Genomic DNA, 18,198 nt, shown 5'->3' on the forward strand with positions numbered 1-18,198 from the left:
GCAAATAAATTTACACAACAATCATTGCGCACGCAACTATTGTTATGTAAATTACCGTAAAGAAGATCATCACACCGAGAAAAGATCGAGGTAATTATGAAAATTTGGGATTTAGCAACGCGACTTTATCACTGGGCTCAAGCCCTACTGTTTATAGCCTTGATGGCATCTGGATTGTCTAGCAATGGGCCCCATGTTCAATTGGGGCTAGCGTTATTCACTTTGTTGCTATGGCGATTGACTTGGGGAGTTATCGGCAGCGAAACCAGTTTGTTTCGCCAGTTTCTCCGCTCGCCGAAAGGTGTCATTACTTACTTAAAAGGTAAATCGGCGGCGACTGTGGGTCATAATCCTGCAGGCGGCTGGATGGTGGCGGCACTGCTGACGACATTGCTGCTTCAATGCATCTCGGGAATGGCGCTTGGCGGCTTATTCGATACATGGCCGTATTCCGATGTTTGGCTTAACGACAACGTGTTTGCAGGGCTTGAGTGGTTACACCTGACCTTGGCCGATCTTTTGCCTTTACTGATCGCCTTACATGTTGGTGCGATCCTTTTCTATAAACTAAGAGGTAAACCCTTGTTGAAAGCGATGATCACAGGTAAACAAACCCAAATGAACAAGCAAGCGCTCATCACGGAACAGAAAATTGTCTATCTCGCGCCGCAAAGCCGTGCTTTAGGGGTGCTAGTTGCTGCAACATTGGTTACCATGGCAATCGTTGCTTTATCATAAGAGTAAGAAAATGAGCGAACAGTTTGACAGACAAGACAGCTTTGGCTGGATGATCAATGTCGTTGCACACGATGCAGCGAAGCGATTTGAAGCCGAGCTCAAAAAGCACGGACTTACCGTTGCACTTTGGCCGACCATGATGTGTTTGTGGGAAGAAGAAGGCGTGACGCAGCGCGATATCGCAGCGAAATCTAAGGTAGAAAACTCAACCACGACTCGTACCTTAGACAAGTTGGAGAAGTTAGGTTTGGTAGAGCGCCATCCCGATCCAAACAGCCGCCGCTCGTTCCGTATTTATCTAACGGAAGAGGGACGAAGCCTCAAAGAAACCTTGGTGCCAATTCCACTGGCTGTTAATAAAGAGTTGATGAGCCCGCTAGAGCCAGCAGAGCAAAAAGAGATGCTTCGCTTGCTAAAAAAGTTGGTCGCAGAGATTTAGCGCTTCGCTAAGTTTTTCCAAAACAAGAATAAACAAAGCCCTAAGTTCTGCACTTAGGGCTTTGTACTTTTCTGCTCACGTCAGTTTGCTTGATGTCTAGCAACCTTCTGTAACATGCCCTCTAACCACCGAGCGCGTCGACGCTTGATTAACGTAATAGAAATAGCAGGCTTCACGTTCCAAGGTGTACCCTTGCGGCCAAATATACACCACACGATCTAAACCAGAATGATCAGCGAACTGATACCCCGGAATCGCGACAAAATAGGCACTGTTTGGGAACTGATTCCCCATGATGCAAAAGTCGCTGCCTTTACACGGCTTATCAATGGGTGAATTGCCTTTGGCAGGCAGACCAATCTCTAGTAACGCTCGTATGCTATTTGCACTTGCTTCTGGCATCCCACTGAGCATGTTCACTTGATGATCAATGTACGTCATTTGTCTGCGTTCCTGCGCATCATCAATCACCACTTTGGCATGGAAGAACTTAAGAGACGTCCCCAGAGAAGACTGCGAACTGTGCAGCATAGAAACGTAAGCTTGACGGTGAATATCGAGCAGAATTGGCAAGGCAGCGAGAGCGATGGAACCCAAGGTTGCTAAGACGATGGTGATTTCCATCAACGTAAATCCTTTTGTTTTCACTTTCGACTCTCAGCATACAGACAGATGATAGGGGTTCGCTCCCACATCCATGTGAGAACCGAGCCAATATATCGCTGAAATTACGCAGAGAAACGCGCAAATGATAAGAAAAAACGAGGGAATCGAGAACTTGAGAGTGACCGCCAAATTACCTTGAAACAAGCGGCTAAAGTAACGTAGAAATTCGACTGAATTCAAAACCTTGAAGCACACCAAAAGCCAATAAGTGTCTGTTTCTAAAATAAGAATTCAGCTCAGTTAATACTTTTGATGTATTCAAAAATGTCATTTACTTGCTTTTCACTCAGCACGGATTTGAATGGTGGCATTGCACCACTTTGACCATTCTCCCCTTCCAATACCGTCCCTATCAACTCCACTTTTGTTCCGAATGGATTGGTCAGTTCATCAAAAATATTATCGGGCTTGATATTCGTCGCCATAGCCACCAATCCATATCCATGCCCTTTATCACCATGACAAGAGACACAGTAAGATTGAAAGTTCTGCTGACCCGCAGCAAGATCCGCTTCGCCATATTGGTTGTCAGTCAACCATTTGAAACCCGCAAAACCAGAACTGGAAGCCAGTAATAACAAAACAGCAGAGAAAAAGAATTTGCGCATGAGAGCCCCTTGTCTTCGTTTAATCAATGAAGACAAGGTAACGAGGGAGGTGTCGAAAAAGTGTTGATTAGGCGTTGAGCAACGGCACGTTATTACGGATTAAACCTCGGCGTACGCTGGTGCACATTTTGCCGAATCGGCGGATTTCATCAAACTGAGGCGTGATACCGCGATCCATTGCAGATTCCCAATAGCTCAGTTCAGAATCGACCATTTCCAACAGTTTCTTAGGGCAACCAATGCATTTACCCTCAGGGCCGCAAACAAAGGTCTCCGATTCATAAATCGGCAATTCTGCTTTCACTTGTTCAATGATATTGCGCATCGCGCTCATTCGATCTGGCTTGACGGTCATCATCCGACTCCACAAACATGTAAGGAGCCGGATTGTACTCTCTGGCACGCAAATGTCCCTACCTAATTTAGGTATATTTTACGCTTCTGCTTTGCAACCTTTGATTTAAACATTGGTAGCTCAGGCTTTTTCACCACTAAGTAGACCGCCGTCGCCGCTAATACAAAGCCAATAATGCCCGTCCAATCAAACGACTCACCGAAGGCAAACCAAGCTTGAAGCGCCGTGGTCGGAGGCACAAGGTAGAACACCGAAGCAACACTCGATGCCGCGCCATTCTTCACCATGTACAGCAGCAACAGAATCGCCACACAGGACAGCACAACCACGAGCCAGACTAAAGTAAGAATGAATTCCGTCGTCCATTGCACCTGCATAGTTTCAAATTGCATCGCGATTGGTAGGAACATGGCCAATGCCGCGAAATACTGCACGGTCGCGCCGCCTACCATATCCACTTGTTGACAATATTTCTTTTGATACAAAGTGCCAAGCGTAATACCAAACAACGACGACAGGCACACACCAATCGCTAAGGTTTTGTGCAAATCGGATTGCCACTCCATCTTACCCATGAGCACCATAGCAATACCGACAAACCCCAAGGACAAACCAATCCACTGTGATGGTTTGAACTGCTCAGAAGCAAACGCCACCAGCAATACGGCCGTTAAAATAGGTTGTATCCCGACTAATAGCGAACTTAAGCCCGCCGGCATTCCCAAACTGATGGCGAAGTACGTCCCGCCTAGGTAAAAGCCGTGAATCAATATTCCGACAACGCAGCTGTGCCAAAAGTCTTTTCCCGTTGGAATACGACGGCGCAGAAAGGCAACAATCACCAGAAACAGCAGGACATTAAACGCCATGCGAATCGACAACAAGGTCGCAGGCTCGGCATATTGCAAACCAAATCGCGCACCAACAAATCCAGAAGCCCAAAGGATCACGAACACAAAAGGAATGGCTCTGATTAACATGATTCACCCTCACTCTACTTACTTTTAAATCTTGAATGTTTTTAATCTCGAATGTTGCTAATGTAGTTAGGTACAGTGTTTTCAAAAAGTGACAGATGGAAGTGTTTTTATGGGTACAGATTTAGCAAGTACACTTGATGCCAATAAGTATTTGATCGTCGAGAAGCATCTCAAACAAGCGATCAGTAATGGGGTTTATCAGCCAGACGACAAGTTGCCCTCCATCCGTCAATTGAGCACTGAACTCAAGGTAAGCAAGAACACAGTGATCCGCGCTTATCAGGAACTAGAAGCGCAAAGCATGGTTTATTCGGTGCCAAAATCCGGTTATCGAGTAAAGCCAACCGAGCGACATGAAGCCAATATCGCTAAGCCTACGCGCGTGGATTTGCTCTCGGTGTGCAAACAAATCCTTACCTACCCCGAGTATCAAGAGCTGCTTCCTACTGGCTCAGCACACCCAAATATTGACGCGCCAGCCATCAAAAGCCTGTATGCCGAGATTGGCCGCCAGAGTCGCCAACAAAGCCATATTTCCAGCCACTATCAACTGCCACCGGGTGATGACTTATTGGTCAAACAACTGGCGAAGATCACCCAAGATCTGGGAACGCCGGCAAACGTGGATGATCTTTTGGTCACCCATGGTGCACAGCAAGCGATCAGTCTTGCCCTCAGAGCAACAACACAGACTGGAGATATTGTGGCGGTGGAATCGCCCTGCTATTTCGGCAACTTGTTGATGCTCGAATCTCTCGGTTTACAAGTGGTCGAGATCCCTAGTTGCCCTCGTGATGGTATGGATCCAGACGCGCTAGAAAAGGCCATGGCGACGTGGGAGATCAAAGTCATTATTGTCACGCCAAACTTCACCAACCCAACAGGCTCAATGATGCCTCTTGAAAGACGTGAGCGACTGCTTAAGGTTTCTGGAGATATTCCAATCATTGAAGATGACGTGTTTGGCGCGTTGAGCTACGACGAACCCTTGCCAAGCTTGCGCAAATTGGACGAGAAACAACGGGTGATTTACGTCAACTCCTTGTCGAAAACGCTCGATTCACGCCTTCGTATTGGTTGGATGCTAGCGGGACGTTATCGCGCTCAAGTCGAGCAATACCTGTTATGTGAAAACATGGGCAGTTTGAACTTGATGCAATCGGCGGTGGGCACTTTCCTAACCTCAGGTAAGTACCGCACTCACACTGCGCGTATGTGCCGTGTTTACCAAGCCAACGTGAGACGATATTTGCAGATGCTCAATCAATGCTTGGATGCACACTTTGAGCTAAAAAACCGCTACCAAATCAATGCTGTACAAGGCTCATTCTTGCTTTGGTTACGCTTGCCACCCAAAACTGACAGCTATGCGCTTTATCAAGCCTGTAACGAACACAAAATCAGTATTCTGCCCGGCTCGGTATTTGGCACTCAGGGACAGTATCAAAACTGCATTCGTCTCAGCGTAGCGAACTTTGGAGCGGAGAAAAACTGGCTCCCTGCAATGGAAACGCTAGCAACACTGATTGCTCAACACGCCAAGTAATCGCTCCAGACATCCCGTTTCAAGCATTCCATTCCAAGCATTCAGCACCAGAAACAACAAAGCCTCCGCAATTGGGAGGCTTTTTTATGTGTTCTTTGAGCTATCTACTCAACCAAACACAGAGTGTTAGCGAGGTAATTGCCACAATCTGGCTACGTTTTCAGCCAAGTTCGTAAGGTTCACCTCCGCCTCTTCCAAAGCTTCTGGCAAACTCATCGCGCGTGGTACACATACAAATACTGCGTCAATGCCACACTCGTAGACTGCTTGGAAGTTATCACCTGTGCAGCCTGCTAGGGCAATGACAGGCAAACCATACTCTTTCGCGACTTTCGCCACACCCATTGGTGTCTTGCCATGCACGGTTTGGTGATCAATACGGCCTTCGCCAGTAAAGACAATATCAGCGTCTGCTACGTGCTCTGCGAGCTTTACGGTTTCTAGCACAATCTCGATACCCGGCTTCAGTCGTGCAGGTAGGTAACCAAGCAACGCCGCGCCCATACCACCGGCGGCGCCCGCGCCTTTTTGAGTCAGCACATGCTTGCCTGTCACTTGCTCTGTCAGTTCACCGTATTTGCTTAGAGCAGAATCTAACAGCTCCACATCAGCTGGCGTCGCGCCCTTCTGTGGACCAAAAATCGCTGACGCACCTTTCTCGCCACACAATGGGTTGTCCACATCACATGCCACCAGCACTTCGCAGTTCGCTAAGCGAGCGTCAAGCCCAGAAACATCAATGCTTGCTAGCTCAACTAAACCGCCACCGTTGGGTGTAATTGGCTGACCAGCGCTATCCAGAAACTTAACACCCAACGCCGCCAACATACCCGTACCGCCGTCATTGGTTGCGCTGCCACCCAAGCCAATAATCAAGCGTTGAATACCGCGATCAAGCGCATTCAGAATCAACTGACCGGTACCAAAGCTGCTGGTGTTTTTTGGGTCACGTTGCTCACTTGGCACAAGGTGCAAACCACTAGCCTCTGCCATTTCGATCACTGCGGTTTCACCGTCACCTAGAATGCCGTAAAACGCCTCAACATCATTGCCAAGTGGGCCTTTTACGGTAACGAAAACCTGCTCGCCCTCAGTCGCATCAATCAAAGATTGAACGGTCCCTTCACCGCCGTCAGCAACAGGTACCGTGACGAATTCTGCATCGTGCCAAACACGAGACAAACCCGTCTTGATCGCGTCACTCACTTGTTTGGCGGTCAAGCTCTCTTTAAACGAATCTGGGGCAATCACAACTTTCATTTCATTCTCCTGAAAACAGCACGCTGCGAGCGACAAGTCGCAGGTCATCAATGTGGCTATTCTCACTTAAAAACTTGGCATATTCTTTAGTCAAACATCCAAACAATACTGACTATGCTTGAATTATTTTGTGCATTTGCACAACTAGCTAATTTAGCTTTCTTAACTGGCTTGCGATATACAGCTCGGTCAATCCCGTAAAATCTTGCGTCGAAATGCTCGTCACCTCACTGATTCTATCCAGACGATACCTCAGGGTATTTCTATGAATATACAGAGCCTTAGCACAATCATTAGCATTACCATTGGATTGAAAATACGCCTCTAAAGTTTTTACCAACTGTCCAGATTTGTCTGCCGAAACCAAAGTCGCCATCGCTTGAGCGAGTTGTTCGCCTTGCCAAGAATCGGCTAAAGGGGCGAGTAGCACAGGTAAGCGATATTCAGAGAAGCTAAGCATGGTTTGTTCTGGATGAGAGCGACGACCGACAGCAAGCACCTGCTTGGCACTTTGGTAGGAGAGAGGAAGCTGTTGTGCGCCATCAAAACGTTGCCCAATCGCGAGACGGACATCATCAATTTGATTGGTCGTTAAGCGGCGTTGAATGCTCTCGAGCACACTTTGGTCGCTATTCGAAGAAGAACGTAAAGACTTGAGAACGACAATTTCATTCATCGACATGATCGCCACCAAAGGCTTATCTTCAGAGCGATACAACACGTCAACAACGCCGCGTACGCTGTTCAAACTAACAGGCGCATTCTCTGCTTTAAGCTCGATCACGACAGCGACTCGTGACGTTGCTAAATCGATGGAAAGGCGCTGCGCCCAATCGTGCAACTCGGAATCACTAAGTTGTTGGTTCAACCATGCTGAGACAAACTCTTCTTGATGGCGTCGATCCCATTGCAATTGCTCCACCAGCGAAGCTTGTTCAATCGTCAGTTCCGCTGTCATCTTAACTAGCTGAGCGAACGCTCGGATTTGCTCAGGGTTACCAGTGACACCCACCACGCCCACAACTTCACCTTTAAAGTGCAGCAGCATATTGATGCCCGGTTTCACGCCTTGCAATGATTGGCAACTTTGCTCATCCAACTCTAACGAGTCACCATGATTAAGCGCCAACACTGCACCATCGTGCTTTTGACCAATACGCTCAGCATCGCCGCTGCCAATAATGGTGCCTGCCGCGTTCATCACATTGATGTTATGACCAATGATCGACATGGTGCGATCGATGATTTGCTGCGCGAGTGTGTGGTCGAGAATCACCATTTCCGTTCCTAAAATCTCCACGATTGAGGCGTCAATAAATCACACTTTGTCTTCTATCGCCATGATATTGAACCGGTATCGACGCCAAAGTGTTATACCGACCAATTAACCTTAAACAAATTATGGCTATTAACCCAAAAAGTCCTTCATCACTGCTTATACTTATAACCGAGCCACCCAAGTTTTTATGCTTGGCGCGACTTGAACCGACAACCAAATAGTGACCGGAGGGAAACCATGGAACTGCGGAACAAGGCGGGCGACATTGCCAAAATTGCTGACAACCTCACTCTGAAAGAAATTACCGAAATGGGCTACACCGTTGATCTATGCGATGAAGCCTTTGACCCAGGCGAGCATTGGAAAGCAGAAGGGCAAACGCAAGGTATGGGCGAATACCCTGAGCAATAGTCTCTAAATACGCTTCTAAAACACAACAACCTTTCAGCCGAGTGAGTCATCGCTCGGCTTATTCGTCATCCAATTGCTCGTAGACCACTTCCCCTCTCAATATAGTCATAAGGACACGAGCTTGGGCTATCTCTTCCGCTTTCAACTGGGTGATGTCTTGATCCAATACAGCAAAGTCTGCCGATTTCCCGATATCGATTGAGCCAATTTCCTTTTCTAAACCCAAGCTGTAAGCCGAATAAATTGTGTAGGCATCGATCGCAGCTGAGACATTTGGCAATCCGGTTTCACCCATCACCAAACTATTGGAGATACCAACCAATGGGTTCAAATCATGCACATTCCAATCGCTGCTTAACGTCACGTTAGCTTCGGCATTATAAAGCGCGCGCAGGTTCATCAAGGCTCTGGCTCGCTTAGCGCCTAAAAAGGCTTCTGCCCACTGGTGATCATGATAAGCAACATAATCGGAACCGACTTGAAAGTCTGCCGTGACACCTAACTTGGCAAACCTTGGCACGTCTTTGCTGTTCACCAATTCCACATGCGTCAAAGTGTAACGTCTCTGATTGCCCTGACTGCGCACCTTCTCAATCGCATCGAGTGATTCACGAATACCACCGTCACCGATAGCATGAATATGAGCGCTATAACCCAGCTTATCGAGCTTGCTTAGCCATTCAGGCATCGCTTGTGGCGAAATGTAATTCAGCCCATAGGGAGAATCTGGCAGGTAAGTATCAAGATAAGGCGCAAGGGTTTTGGCTGTACCATTGATGAAGATGCCATCACTGTACATTTTGACTTGGTTCACCAGCAATAAGCGAGAAGTATCGTCGGACTGAATGCCCTTCAAATACGACAGCTGAGAGTCCATGCTGTCAGTCGGATAGATCCATGGTCGTAAAGAGACACGAGCGGTCAAATCGCCTCGTTTTTCGCTCTCTTTCCATACTTCATACCAACCTCGCTTCCAGTACATTCGCCCATCACCAATTGTGGTAATGCCGTAGAGCGCAGCTTCTTCTAATCCAGTCAACAAACCTTGGTAGCTCACCGCAAATTGCGCACTCATGCTGTTCCAAGCCAGTTCCATCACTAAATCACCAGCATTATCGAGCAAGATGCCATTCAACTCACCAGTATCAGGATCTTTGAGAATGCGACCGCCTTGCGGATCGGGCGTGTTTTTATCAATGTTCGCCGCTTTCAGCGCTGCCGAGTTCACCCACATCGAGTGAGAGGTTTGCTCCATTAACACCACCGGCGTCTCAGGAAAGACTTCATCGATCACTTCCAAAGGCGTGCGCTGGTTTTCTTCTGACAAGGTCGCATCAAGCGTAAAACCGTACCCCATCAACCATTCGCCATCTTGGACAAACTCTTTACAGTCTTGCAGTTGTGGGATTTGCTCATCCAACAAGGTGCCAGCTTGCAACAAGCACGTACCGCCTGCTTCGGAAGCCGCCTCAAACACATGATTATGGTTATCGACAAAACCCGGCAACAAGTAGGTATCAGTCAAATCCACCACTTCCGTGCCTTCACCAACCCACATTTGTGCCTTGGCTTTATCACCAACAAAAGCAATCCGTCCATCATGCACGGCAACAGCGTCTGCTTTTGGGTGACCATAAATACCAGCGTTGATGTACACCACGTCTGCGGTTTGCTCAGCAGCATTCGCCCACGCGCTAAATACAGGCAGCAACGCAGCACCAAGAATCAGTCTATGAGGAGTTAACATGACACCTTCCGTTGTATTCGCTAACACATTGAGTATATGCAAATTGGTTTAGTTTGCTGTTGATGTCGCAATTTCTGTGGGGTTGGTTTAAAATTACAGAATAATAGACCGTATAATGGGAAGATGAACAATGCGACGATACGACCAAGGCGATTTATGCCCTCATTGTGGTTTGATCATCATGATGCCAACCGACCTCTCAAACCAATGTTTAGGGTGTGGTAAAGAGATCAATCAACATCAAGAATCGGATGAAGACGAGTAAGGCGCAGGTCTTACTCTGATTTGCTCGCTTGTGTTTCCTTCACAAATAAATACATCTCTTCAAGGTAATTGCCATTTGCGCAGCCCCAGTCACTCACTTCAATAAATTCTTTGAGTAATTGATGACTCTCATCGCGAATCAGTTTTTGGCGAAATGAGTTCCATCGAGCCAATTCCAAGCGGTTCTTATCAGATACATAATGGTCGCCATAACTTTCGATAAGCTTGTTGTAGGCGCTCCAACGTTCTTCTGGCGTCACTCCTTCACTCATAATGACGGCGCAGTTTTCCTCGATATTAAAAACTTGGTCATTGGTTGGTGTTGTTGCTGAACATCCCACCAAGGTTAACCCCATTGTTAGAGCTGCGATTCTTGTTTTCATTATTGTTTTCCTTACTTTCAGCACCACTGCGAAAGACCGAATTTTATAAATAGAGAACGGCCATTACTAATCAAAAACGGAAAAATTTTGTGGCTGACGTCTGCACATGTAAAAAGTGCGGTAAATTCCTGTTTACAAGCCATAAACATGGCAAATGAATTTCGCATTCCTTTCTGCTGCTTATGCGTGCCATAATCAATGACGATAAAAACCTCAATAAAGCAAACATTTGAAGGATCAAAATGACTGCAACGGAATACCTAAACGACCTCAACCAACGTTACCTCGCTATCCATCGCACCAAAGAAGATTTCTTTTGGGAGACGTATATGGGCATCAGCGACGACCACGATGGTTCGACAAAAGCACAAACCGCTTGGACCAATTTCTTAAGCAACGCCGAACAAATCTCTGCTATCAAAGCACAACTTGAAGCGGCTGAAACAATCACAAATCCACAAGAGAAGCAGCAAACGCAAATTGGTCTGCAAGGCTGGTTGGCAACGTTTGAATCGCATGCAATTGAAGGCGAACAAGCTCAAGCCCAAAAGAATGCTCTGATTGCATTTGAAGCCGAGTTGTTCGAGAAAAAGCAAAACCACGTTCTGACGTTTACCAATGAAAACGGTGAACAAATCGAGGGCTCTTTGCCAGTATTGTCGTCGACCATTCGCGCCAATAATCACGAAGAAGTGCGTCAATCCGCGCACCAAACCCTGCTCGACCTTGAGCAATGGTTGCTGCAAAACGGCTTTATTGAGCTGATCAAACTGCGTAACCAATTCGCACGTTCTTTGGGCTACGAAACCTTCTTTGATTACTCAGTGAAGAAGACAGAAAAGATGAGCTCAGAGCAACTGTTCAGCATCTTGGATGACTTTGAACAGCGCACGCGCGATGCTCACCTAAGCAGCTTGGCAAACCTTGCTGAGCAGAAAGGTCAAAGCGCACTGACTGGCTACAACTTTGTGTACTCGTTCGCGGGTGACGTCATGCGTGATCTTGACCCGTACGTACCGTTCTCAAAGTCGCTACGTCGCTGGGTGGAATCGTTCGGTCGTCTTAACATCGAATACTCAGGCGCAGAGCTGACGCTAGACCTGCTTGATCGCAAGGGCAAATACCCGAACGGTTTCTGTCATGGTCCTATCCCATCGTTCTACAACCAAGGCGAATGGGTTGCCGCGCAGGTGAACTTCACCAGTAACGCGAAGCCAGACCAAGTTGGCAGCGGCTACGATGGTATCAATACTCTGTTCCACGAAGGCGGCCACGCTGCGCACTTCGCTAACGTGAAGATGAACGCGCCGTGTTTCTCTCAAGAGTTCGCACCAACTTCCATGGCATACGCAGAAACACAATCCATGTTCTGTGACAGCCTGTTGACCGATGCCGATTGGCTAAAACAATATGCGTTGGACGCAGAAGGTAACCCAGTACCGGATGAGATAATTCAAGCGATGATCAACAGCCGTCAGCCATTCAAAGCGTACGAAGAACGTAGCATTTTGGTTGTGCCGTATTTTGAACGTGCGCTTTACCAATTAAGCGATGAAGAGCTGACGCCAGAACGCATCACTAAGCTGGCACGCGATTGTGAAAAGCAAATTCTTGGTTTGGAATGCAGCCCACGCCCATTGATGGCGATTCCACATCTTCTGTCTGATGAAGCAGCGTGTGCCTACCACGGTTACTTGCTAGCACACATGGCGGTTTACCAGACTCGCGCTTACTTCCTCGACAAGTTTGGCTACCTGACAGACAACCCAGAGATTGGGCCGCTACTGGCGAAACATTACTGGCATGCGGGTAACCACCTATCGCACAACGAGACTATCGTTAGCCTAACGGGTGAAGGCTTTAACGCTAAATATCTGGCAGACGTGTGTAACCTATCGCCAGAACAAGCATGGGAAGTTCAGCAGCAGAAGATTGCTTCGCTGCAAACTCGTGAACGTGCTCCGGTAGCGTCTTTAAATGCCAGCATCAAAGTGGTGGATGGCAGCAAAGAGCTTGCAAGCAACTCGATCTCAGACGAGCAGATGTGCGAGCAGTTTGAGCACTACATCGAAGAGACTTACGGTCGATAAGCCAAACCAAGAGCTGGGGGGTATTATATACCCCTAGCTCTTTTTCTATCAGGGAAGCAACCATGTACCAAGATATCCTGACTTTCTGGTTTGAAGAACTGGAACCAAAAGACTGGTTTGTGAGTAATGCAGACGTCGATAAACAAATCGAATCACGCTTTCTCACCACCTTAGAACAAGCCGCTCAATCTGAATTGTATGACTGGCGAGACACAGCGCAAGGCCGTCTGGCAGAGATCATCGTACTCGACCAATTCTCTCGCAACGTTTACCGCAATACGCCAAAAGCGTTCGCTCAAGATGCCCTCGCACTTGCCTTGGCACAAGAGGCAATTCGTCTAGGCTTAGACCAAGAGTTGACCGACGTTGAACGCAGCTTTTTGTACATGCCATTTATGCACAGTGAATCTAAGCGGATTCATGAAGAGGCAGAGAAGTTATTCAAAGCACTGGGGCGAGAATCGAACTACGAGTTCGAACTAAAGCATAAAGTGATCATCGATCGCTTTGGTCGCTACCCACACCGCAATGCGATTTTAGGCCGTGATAGCACCGCAGAAGAAGTGGAATTCTTACAACAGCCGGGGTCCAGTTTTTAAATACAGCTAGCACAAGATTGAAGTTCGATTATCAATTTATATTTGATAATAAATCAATCATTGTGCTGTTTATCATTTGGTGATTCGCGACTAATCTTTACCTCGTCAACACGATACATCACGATCAACAGAGGATTTCCATCATGGCTAAATTGACTATCGTCGCTAACATCATCGCCAAAGCAGACCAAGTAGAATTGGTAAAAGCCGAGCTACTTAAACTGATTGATGTCACTCGTGCAGAAGAAGGTTGCATCAACTACGACCTTCACCAAGATAACGAAAACCCAGCGCATTTCACTTTCTACGAAAACTGGGAATCACGCGAACTATGGCGCACGCACATGGACAACGAGCACCTAGCGCAATACATGAAAGCAACTGAAGGCGCGGTAGACACCTTCACTCTAAACGAGATGTCGCACATCGCTTAACGCCTTGTACAACGCAGCATGCACTAGAAAGCCAGCAACCATCACCTTGCTGGCTTTTTGTTATTCTCTCGCTTGTTCTCTCTTCCCTCTCTTCCCTCTCTTCCGAGCGATTCAAAGCAAGCTTATGAAAACATGAGCAAGATCTGATTATCTCCCCACTAAGACTGGCAAGATTTAAAGCTACTCACCCTTCGCTGTATCAAAAGGTTTTGCATGAAGTTAGACGCCGTATTGTGGGATTACGATGGCACCCTAGTAAATTCTGTTCCGAAAAATATCGACATCACCAAAGCGATATTGTCCGTTGTAGCACCGCGCCTGACTGGGGATAACTTACCGAAATACCTACGCAGTGAAGCGGATTACCATCATGCCAATCACGCAGCGAAAAACTGGCAAGATCTGTACGTAAACTACTATGGTCTGTCCCATGATGAGATGCTCATAGCCGGCACCATGTGGGCAAAGCACCAAGAGCAAAACCAAACACCAGTGAATCTGTTCAGTGGCATTACCGATGTCGTGAACGCATTCGAACACCTGCCACACGGAGTCTGCTCTCAGAACTCGCAATCCAACATTCGTAACGTACTCAGCGCCAACCAAATCAATGCACCGTTTAAAGCTATCGTGGGCTACGATGATGTATCTAATGGGCATCAAAAACCGGACCCTTTTGGCGGCATTAAATGCATCGAGTCCATCTTTGGACACTCCGATAAACAACTGCTGATGTACATTGGTGACCACGAGGCAGACACGCAGTTTGCACGGAATATCGAGCATCAGTTAGGTGGCAGCTGCAAAGTGATCGCCGTAGCAGCGGCGTACAGTGGCGCTCAACCAGAGCACTGGAGCGCCCAGCCCGATTATGTGGCACATCAAGTAGACGACTTAATCGACATCATTGGCAAGTACGCTTAGCCTCTCTCAATAAACGCAAAGCTAAAGAAACGCACAGCTAAAGCTCTTAAATACACAGCAAGACACAAAGCCTTTTGCTCTCTTAAGGCTTTGTGTATCGTACTTGCCTTACGTCGCTTATTTAGCGCGTAGACGACTTCAAATGACGTACTCCAATATTAAGGTAACGCAATGATCACATGGCCTTGTTTACTCAAACTCGATGGCGACGACGAACTGGTGTATTTGGCTTCGCCAGAGCAGTTAAACGCAGAATGCCAAGCTTTGATTTGGGGTCAGGATGATATTGTGATTGATACACAAGGTCACTGCTTTGCATTAAAAACGGGTAGCAATAACACGGTGGAATTGGGTCTGTTGCCACAAACATTGAACGTGCAGCAAGTGACAGAGCTGATTCAAAAACACGAGTTTGCTCAAGCACAGCGCTGCATCATCAAAATCCATTTTACTTCCGTACAACAGGCGATTGAGGCCTTAGCTGATTAACAATTGCGCCCTTGCTTTCGTACAACGAAAAATCCCCTCAATAACCATTGTCAGCACCGAAAACCGTGCGTATACTCCGCGCCCGGTTAGATAGGTTCTCCTTTCACGATGAAATGGAACCGAACCAGCTTTCAATCGGCTGCAAAATGGAAACTTGCCCCAAGGAACAGGGCCCAGCGTAACTGTTAGCGTTTACGGGCTTTGAATTCGACTTCGGGTAAAGACAACATTTTGCACTCTCCGCAATGTTGCCTCTGCACGCGTGCGTCTTTTTCACGGCTCGCTCAAATACAGATACATAGCAAGGTAACATAATGCAAATCATCTTCAGCTTGGCCGGCGTATTGGCCTTGTTGGCGTGTGCTTACGCACTTTCTGATAGTCGTCGCGACATCAACTGGCGCACCGTAATCGGCGCATTCTCTCTTCAAGCCGGTTTTGCGGCACTGGTGCTCTACTTCCCTCTCGGGCAATCCATGTTAGGCTCCATCAGCAACGGCGTATCCGGGCTCCTCTCATTCGCAGACGAAGGCATCGGGTTTGTTTTTGGCGAACTCGCAACGGGCAATTTCATCTTCGCAATTCGCGTACTCCCTCTTATCATTTTCCTCTCCGCTATCATCTCAATGCTCTACTACTTGGGCGTGATGCAAGCTCTTATCAAAGTCATCGGTGGTGCTATCCATCGCCTACTGGGTACTTCCCAAGTCGAATCTCTTGCTGCAACCAGCAACATCTTCCTATCCATGTGTGAAGCCTCTTTGGTGGTTCGTCCGTTCTTGGCCAACATGACTCGCTCTGAACTGTTCGCAGTAATGGTTGGTGGTATGGCATCTGTGGCAGGTTCCGTACTAGGCGGATACGCGGCACTGGGTGTTGAACTGAAATACCTTATCGCAGCGAGCTTTATGGCAGCACCAGGTGGCTTGTTGATGGCGAAGATCTTAGTGCCAGAACGTGAAGTATCGGCGCATCAAGGCGCGATTCAGCTAGAGAAAAGCGAAGATTCCAACATCGTTGATGCCTTAGCTTCTGGTGCGATGAATGGCGTGAAAGTAGCAGTTGCAGTGGGTACTATGCTGATTGCTTTTGTCAGCGTCATCGCGATGGTCAACGCAGGTTTTGAAACCGTGGGCAACTGGTTTGGCTACGAAGACGTAACGCTGCAATTGATCTTTGGCTACCTGTTCGCACCACTGGCGTTTTTTGCTGGCATCCCGATGAATGAAATCCTAACTGCAGGTTCGCTGATCGGTCAGAAGACGATTCTGAATGAGTTCGTGGCCTTCCTTGATTTCGTCAACGTGAAAGAAACCCTTTCAGCACATAGCCAAATCATCATCACTTTCGCACTGTGTGGTTTTGCTAACATCGGCTCTATCGCGATTCAGTTGGGTTCGATTAACGCAATGGCACCTGAGCGACGCCAAGAAGTGGCAAAACTTGGCTTCCGTGCCGTGATTGCTGCGACCCTTGCCAACATGATGAGTGCAGCACTAGCAGGGTTGTTTATCGCCCTGTAATCACTCTCTCATTCCAATTGAAGCCCACCATCGCGTGGGCTTTTTTTGTATGGCTCACCGAATACAGAACTTAAAATTCCGAGTTTATCCCATTATTCCTGAGCATATTTTTGCTAGCCTGTTGGTGAGTGCTATTGGAATAAGGGCAAGTGATGAACAAAGTCGTATTGGTATTTGGTGGATTGGGGAACGCTAAATCATCTGTGGTGGGTTTGTATGAGAACCTTCTACATACCTTAAGTTCTCGCTTTGATGTCATCGCCATTGACCCCGCAGTTCAACATCCCAAGTCCTGTGCATCGCAGTTCCAATTCCCTTACTTCGCTTGCTACGCCGATCTTGATGCGTTTTTACAGGCTCACTCACACACTGATGTTGCTGCCGCCTTCGTTCTAACACCAGTTGGTACACACCTCTCCATCATTGAACAAGTGAGTAACGCACTCGACATTCAAAACCTGTTGTTTGTAGTTGAGAAACCATCCTTCTCCTTGGCTGAAATCGACAGAGGATTTAACCAAATCATCCCGGAGCTTAAACGTCGCGGAGCACAGTTTTACTTTATTGATACCGCTTTGGTTTCTACTTCGTTGGAAGCGCTCTTTGCTGATTCACCCATCACACTACCTGACTCTGCGCCGCGCAAAATTATCGCGATTGCAGCCGACAACCCCATCGACAGTCATGAAGCGATCCAAGACTTCCGTTTTGAAAACCGAATTGCGTTACTCAACGCCAGAAAGCTACTTAACTTAGCCACCAGCGGCGGCGGAGGTTATGGCTTTGATATGGGCATTCATGCGATTGCGGGACTAGTGCGCTACCTGCATAAATCCGGCATAGAAGACTCACAGGTCGAACTAAGACAAGTCCGTGCCGAACGTATTAACGAATCGCAATTGGAGTACACACAAGGCGCTGAAACTCATCTCTATGTCGAAGGCGAACTCACGGCGACCGAGGGCAATATTGAAGTAGTGATTGAGGCAGGAAAAGCGGGGGATATTTGGGACAGAAGGTTGGAACTGCACTATCCAGACCACGTCATCGCAATTGGTTTTGGCACACTCAAGCATCCACCGTATCTGTGGGAGAGAAACCCCGATAGCATCAAGAGCACCACATTTGATGTCTCTGGCTCAGGCTATGCGATGCACTTTAACGACATTCTCTGCGCACTTGGTTTTGACGCAGAGCCTTTACTCTCACAACAAGAGAGCGAAGCTTTGATGTCTCACTCTATGAACTTGCTGCGCAGCGTGTTTGACGCCATCGGCGATACCCATCAAGTTCGCGAACAAAACATTACCGAGGTTGAGGCACACACACCCAAATGCCTGTCAGAAGCAGAGCTAGAGATTCGGGCAGAGCTTAGCCGATACCTCAACAGTTTGATTGTTTAAGTAGGCAGCGAGTCAGTATTTCTGGCTCAATTCAATTAAGTGATATAGTTTCTATTCATA

At 47.5% G+C, this 18,198-nt stretch carries 20 protein-coding genes; 12 read left to right on the top strand and 8 right to left on the bottom strand.

What is annotated here, in order from left to right; translation table 11 throughout:
• The first annotated feature begins 96 nt into the window (after nucleotides 1-96).
• Nucleotides 97-738 carry a cytochrome b/b6 domain-containing protein gene (locus KIT90_RS09965; RefSeq protein ID WP_285376511.1) on the top strand — a complete coding sequence of 214 codons (642 nt, stop codon included), beginning with the start codon at nucleotides 97-99 and terminating at the stop codon, nucleotides 736-738.
• A gap of 10 nt (nucleotides 739-748) precedes the next feature.
• A complete protein-coding gene (locus KIT90_RS09970) occupies nucleotides 749-1,177 on the top strand; it encodes a MarR family winged helix-turn-helix transcriptional regulator (RefSeq protein WP_005435347.1) in 429 nt (142 codons plus the stop codon).
• 96 nt (nucleotides 1,178-1,273) lie between these two features.
• Here KIT90_RS09970 and KIT90_RS09975 read toward each other — a convergent pair whose 3' ends face one another.
• The 4 genes from KIT90_RS09975 to KIT90_RS09990 all read right to left on the bottom strand — a co-directional run bounded on the left by KIT90_RS09975 (nucleotide 1,274) and on the right by KIT90_RS09990 (nucleotide 3,786).
• A complete protein-coding gene (locus KIT90_RS09975; RefSeq protein ID WP_306310033.1) occupies nucleotides 1,274-1,801 on the bottom strand; it encodes a hypothetical protein in 528 nt (175 codons plus the stop codon).
• Between the two features lie 278 nt (nucleotides 1,802-2,079).
• Nucleotides 2,080-2,451 (bottom strand): cytochrome c, encoded by a 372-nt coding sequence (locus tag KIT90_RS09980; RefSeq protein WP_285376514.1) that lies wholly within the window; start codon nucleotides 2,449-2,451, stop codon nucleotides 2,080-2,082.
• Between the two features lie 67 nt (nucleotides 2,452-2,518).
• A complete protein-coding gene (locus KIT90_RS09985; protein WP_009706824.1) occupies nucleotides 2,519-2,806 on the bottom strand; it encodes a hypothetical protein in 288 nt (95 codons plus the stop codon).
• 62 nt (nucleotides 2,807-2,868) lie between these two features.
• Entirely contained in the window at nucleotides 2,869-3,786 is a 918-nt protein-coding gene (locus tag KIT90_RS09990) for a DMT family transporter (RefSeq protein WP_285376516.1), read from the bottom strand.
• A 109-nt stretch (nucleotides 3,787-3,895) separates the two neighbouring features.
• Here KIT90_RS09990 and KIT90_RS09995 point away from each other — a divergent pair, with 109 nt between their 5' ends.
• Nucleotides 3,896-5,332: a PLP-dependent aminotransferase family protein gene (locus KIT90_RS09995; protein WP_285376517.1), complete on the top strand. Its 1,437-nt coding sequence runs from the start codon at nucleotides 3,896-3,898 to the stop codon at nucleotides 5,330-5,332.
• A 126-nt stretch (nucleotides 5,333-5,458) separates the two neighbouring features.
• Here KIT90_RS09995 and KIT90_RS10000 read toward each other — a convergent pair whose 3' ends face one another.
• Both KIT90_RS10000 and KIT90_RS10005 read right to left on the bottom strand, forming a co-directional pair.
• Nucleotides 5,459-6,592: a glycerate kinase gene (locus KIT90_RS10000; protein ID WP_285376519.1), complete on the bottom strand. Its 1,134-nt coding sequence runs from the start codon at nucleotides 6,590-6,592 to the stop codon at nucleotides 5,459-5,461.
• 148 nt (nucleotides 6,593-6,740) lie between these two features.
• A complete protein-coding gene (locus KIT90_RS10005; protein WP_285376520.1) occupies nucleotides 6,741-7,871 on the bottom strand; it encodes a sugar diacid recognition domain-containing protein in 1,131 nt (376 codons plus the stop codon).
• A 237-nt stretch (nucleotides 7,872-8,108) separates the two neighbouring features.
• On the opposite strand from KIT90_RS10005, the gene KIT90_RS10010 reads away from it, so the two are divergent.
• The gene (locus KIT90_RS10010) at nucleotides 8,109-8,282 is read left to right on the top strand and encodes a hypothetical protein (RefSeq protein WP_009706819.1); all 174 of its coding nucleotides are present in this window, start codon (nucleotides 8,109-8,111) and stop codon (nucleotides 8,280-8,282) included.
• 58 nt (nucleotides 8,283-8,340) lie between these two features.
• Here KIT90_RS10010 and KIT90_RS10015 read toward each other — a convergent pair whose 3' ends face one another.
• Nucleotides 8,341-10,029: an amidohydrolase gene (locus KIT90_RS10015; RefSeq protein ID WP_285376522.1), complete on the bottom strand. Its 1,689-nt coding sequence runs from the start codon at nucleotides 10,027-10,029 to the stop codon at nucleotides 8,341-8,343.
• A 130-nt stretch (nucleotides 10,030-10,159) separates the two neighbouring features.
• Here KIT90_RS10015 and KIT90_RS10020 point away from each other — a divergent pair, with 130 nt between their 5' ends.
• Entirely contained in the window at nucleotides 10,160-10,294 is a 135-nt protein-coding gene (locus tag KIT90_RS10020; protein WP_258070912.1) for a hypothetical protein, read from the top strand.
• 10 nt (nucleotides 10,295-10,304) lie between these two features.
• Here KIT90_RS10020 and KIT90_RS10025 read toward each other — a convergent pair whose 3' ends face one another.
• The gene (locus KIT90_RS10025; RefSeq protein ID WP_033005074.1) at nucleotides 10,305-10,676 is read right to left on the bottom strand and encodes a hypothetical protein; all 372 of its coding nucleotides are present in this window, start codon (nucleotides 10,674-10,676) and stop codon (nucleotides 10,305-10,307) included.
• 242 nt (nucleotides 10,677-10,918) lie between these two features.
• Here KIT90_RS10025 and KIT90_RS10030 point away from each other — a divergent pair, with 242 nt between their 5' ends.
• From KIT90_RS10030 to KIT90_RS10060, 7 genes are all read left to right on the top strand, one after another.
• Nucleotides 10,919-12,766: a M3 family metallopeptidase gene (locus KIT90_RS10030; protein WP_285376523.1), complete on the top strand. Its 1,848-nt coding sequence runs from the start codon at nucleotides 10,919-10,921 to the stop codon at nucleotides 12,764-12,766.
• Between the two features lie 62 nt (nucleotides 12,767-12,828).
• Complete coding sequence (locus tag KIT90_RS10035) at nucleotides 12,829-13,365, top strand: DUF924 family protein (protein ID WP_105067614.1); 537 nt, start codon at nucleotides 12,829-12,831, stop codon at nucleotides 13,363-13,365.
• Between the two features lie 143 nt (nucleotides 13,366-13,508).
• A complete protein-coding gene (locus tag KIT90_RS10040) occupies nucleotides 13,509-13,799 on the top strand; it encodes a putative quinol monooxygenase (RefSeq protein ID WP_005435368.1) in 291 nt (96 codons plus the stop codon).
• Nucleotides 13,800-14,012: 213 nt separating this feature from the next.
• Entirely contained in the window at nucleotides 14,013-14,723 is a 711-nt protein-coding gene (locus tag KIT90_RS10045) for an HAD family hydrolase (protein ID WP_285376525.1), read from the top strand.
• A 171-nt stretch (nucleotides 14,724-14,894) separates the two neighbouring features.
• Nucleotides 14,895-15,212, top strand: coding sequence for a DUF4144 family protein (locus tag KIT90_RS10050; RefSeq protein WP_009706812.1), 318 nt, complete (start codon nucleotides 14,895-14,897; stop codon nucleotides 15,210-15,212).
• A gap of 314 nt (nucleotides 15,213-15,526) precedes the next feature.
• Nucleotides 15,527-16,735 carry a NupC/NupG family nucleoside CNT transporter gene (locus tag KIT90_RS10055; RefSeq protein WP_285376527.1) on the top strand — a complete coding sequence of 403 codons (1,209 nt, stop codon included), beginning with the start codon at nucleotides 15,527-15,529 and terminating at the stop codon, nucleotides 16,733-16,735.
• A gap of 152 nt (nucleotides 16,736-16,887) precedes the next feature.
• Nucleotides 16,888-18,138 carry a hypothetical protein gene (locus KIT90_RS10060; protein ID WP_285376529.1) on the top strand — a complete coding sequence of 417 codons (1,251 nt, stop codon included), beginning with the start codon at nucleotides 16,888-16,890 and terminating at the stop codon, nucleotides 18,136-18,138.
• Nucleotides 18,139-18,198 lie beyond the last annotated feature (60 nt).

Origin of the sequence: Vibrio sp. B172a (genome assembly GCF_030248355.1) — a bacterium.
Taxonomy (GTDB): Bacteria; Pseudomonadota; Gammaproteobacteria; order Enterobacterales; family Vibrionaceae; genus Vibrio; species Vibrio owensii.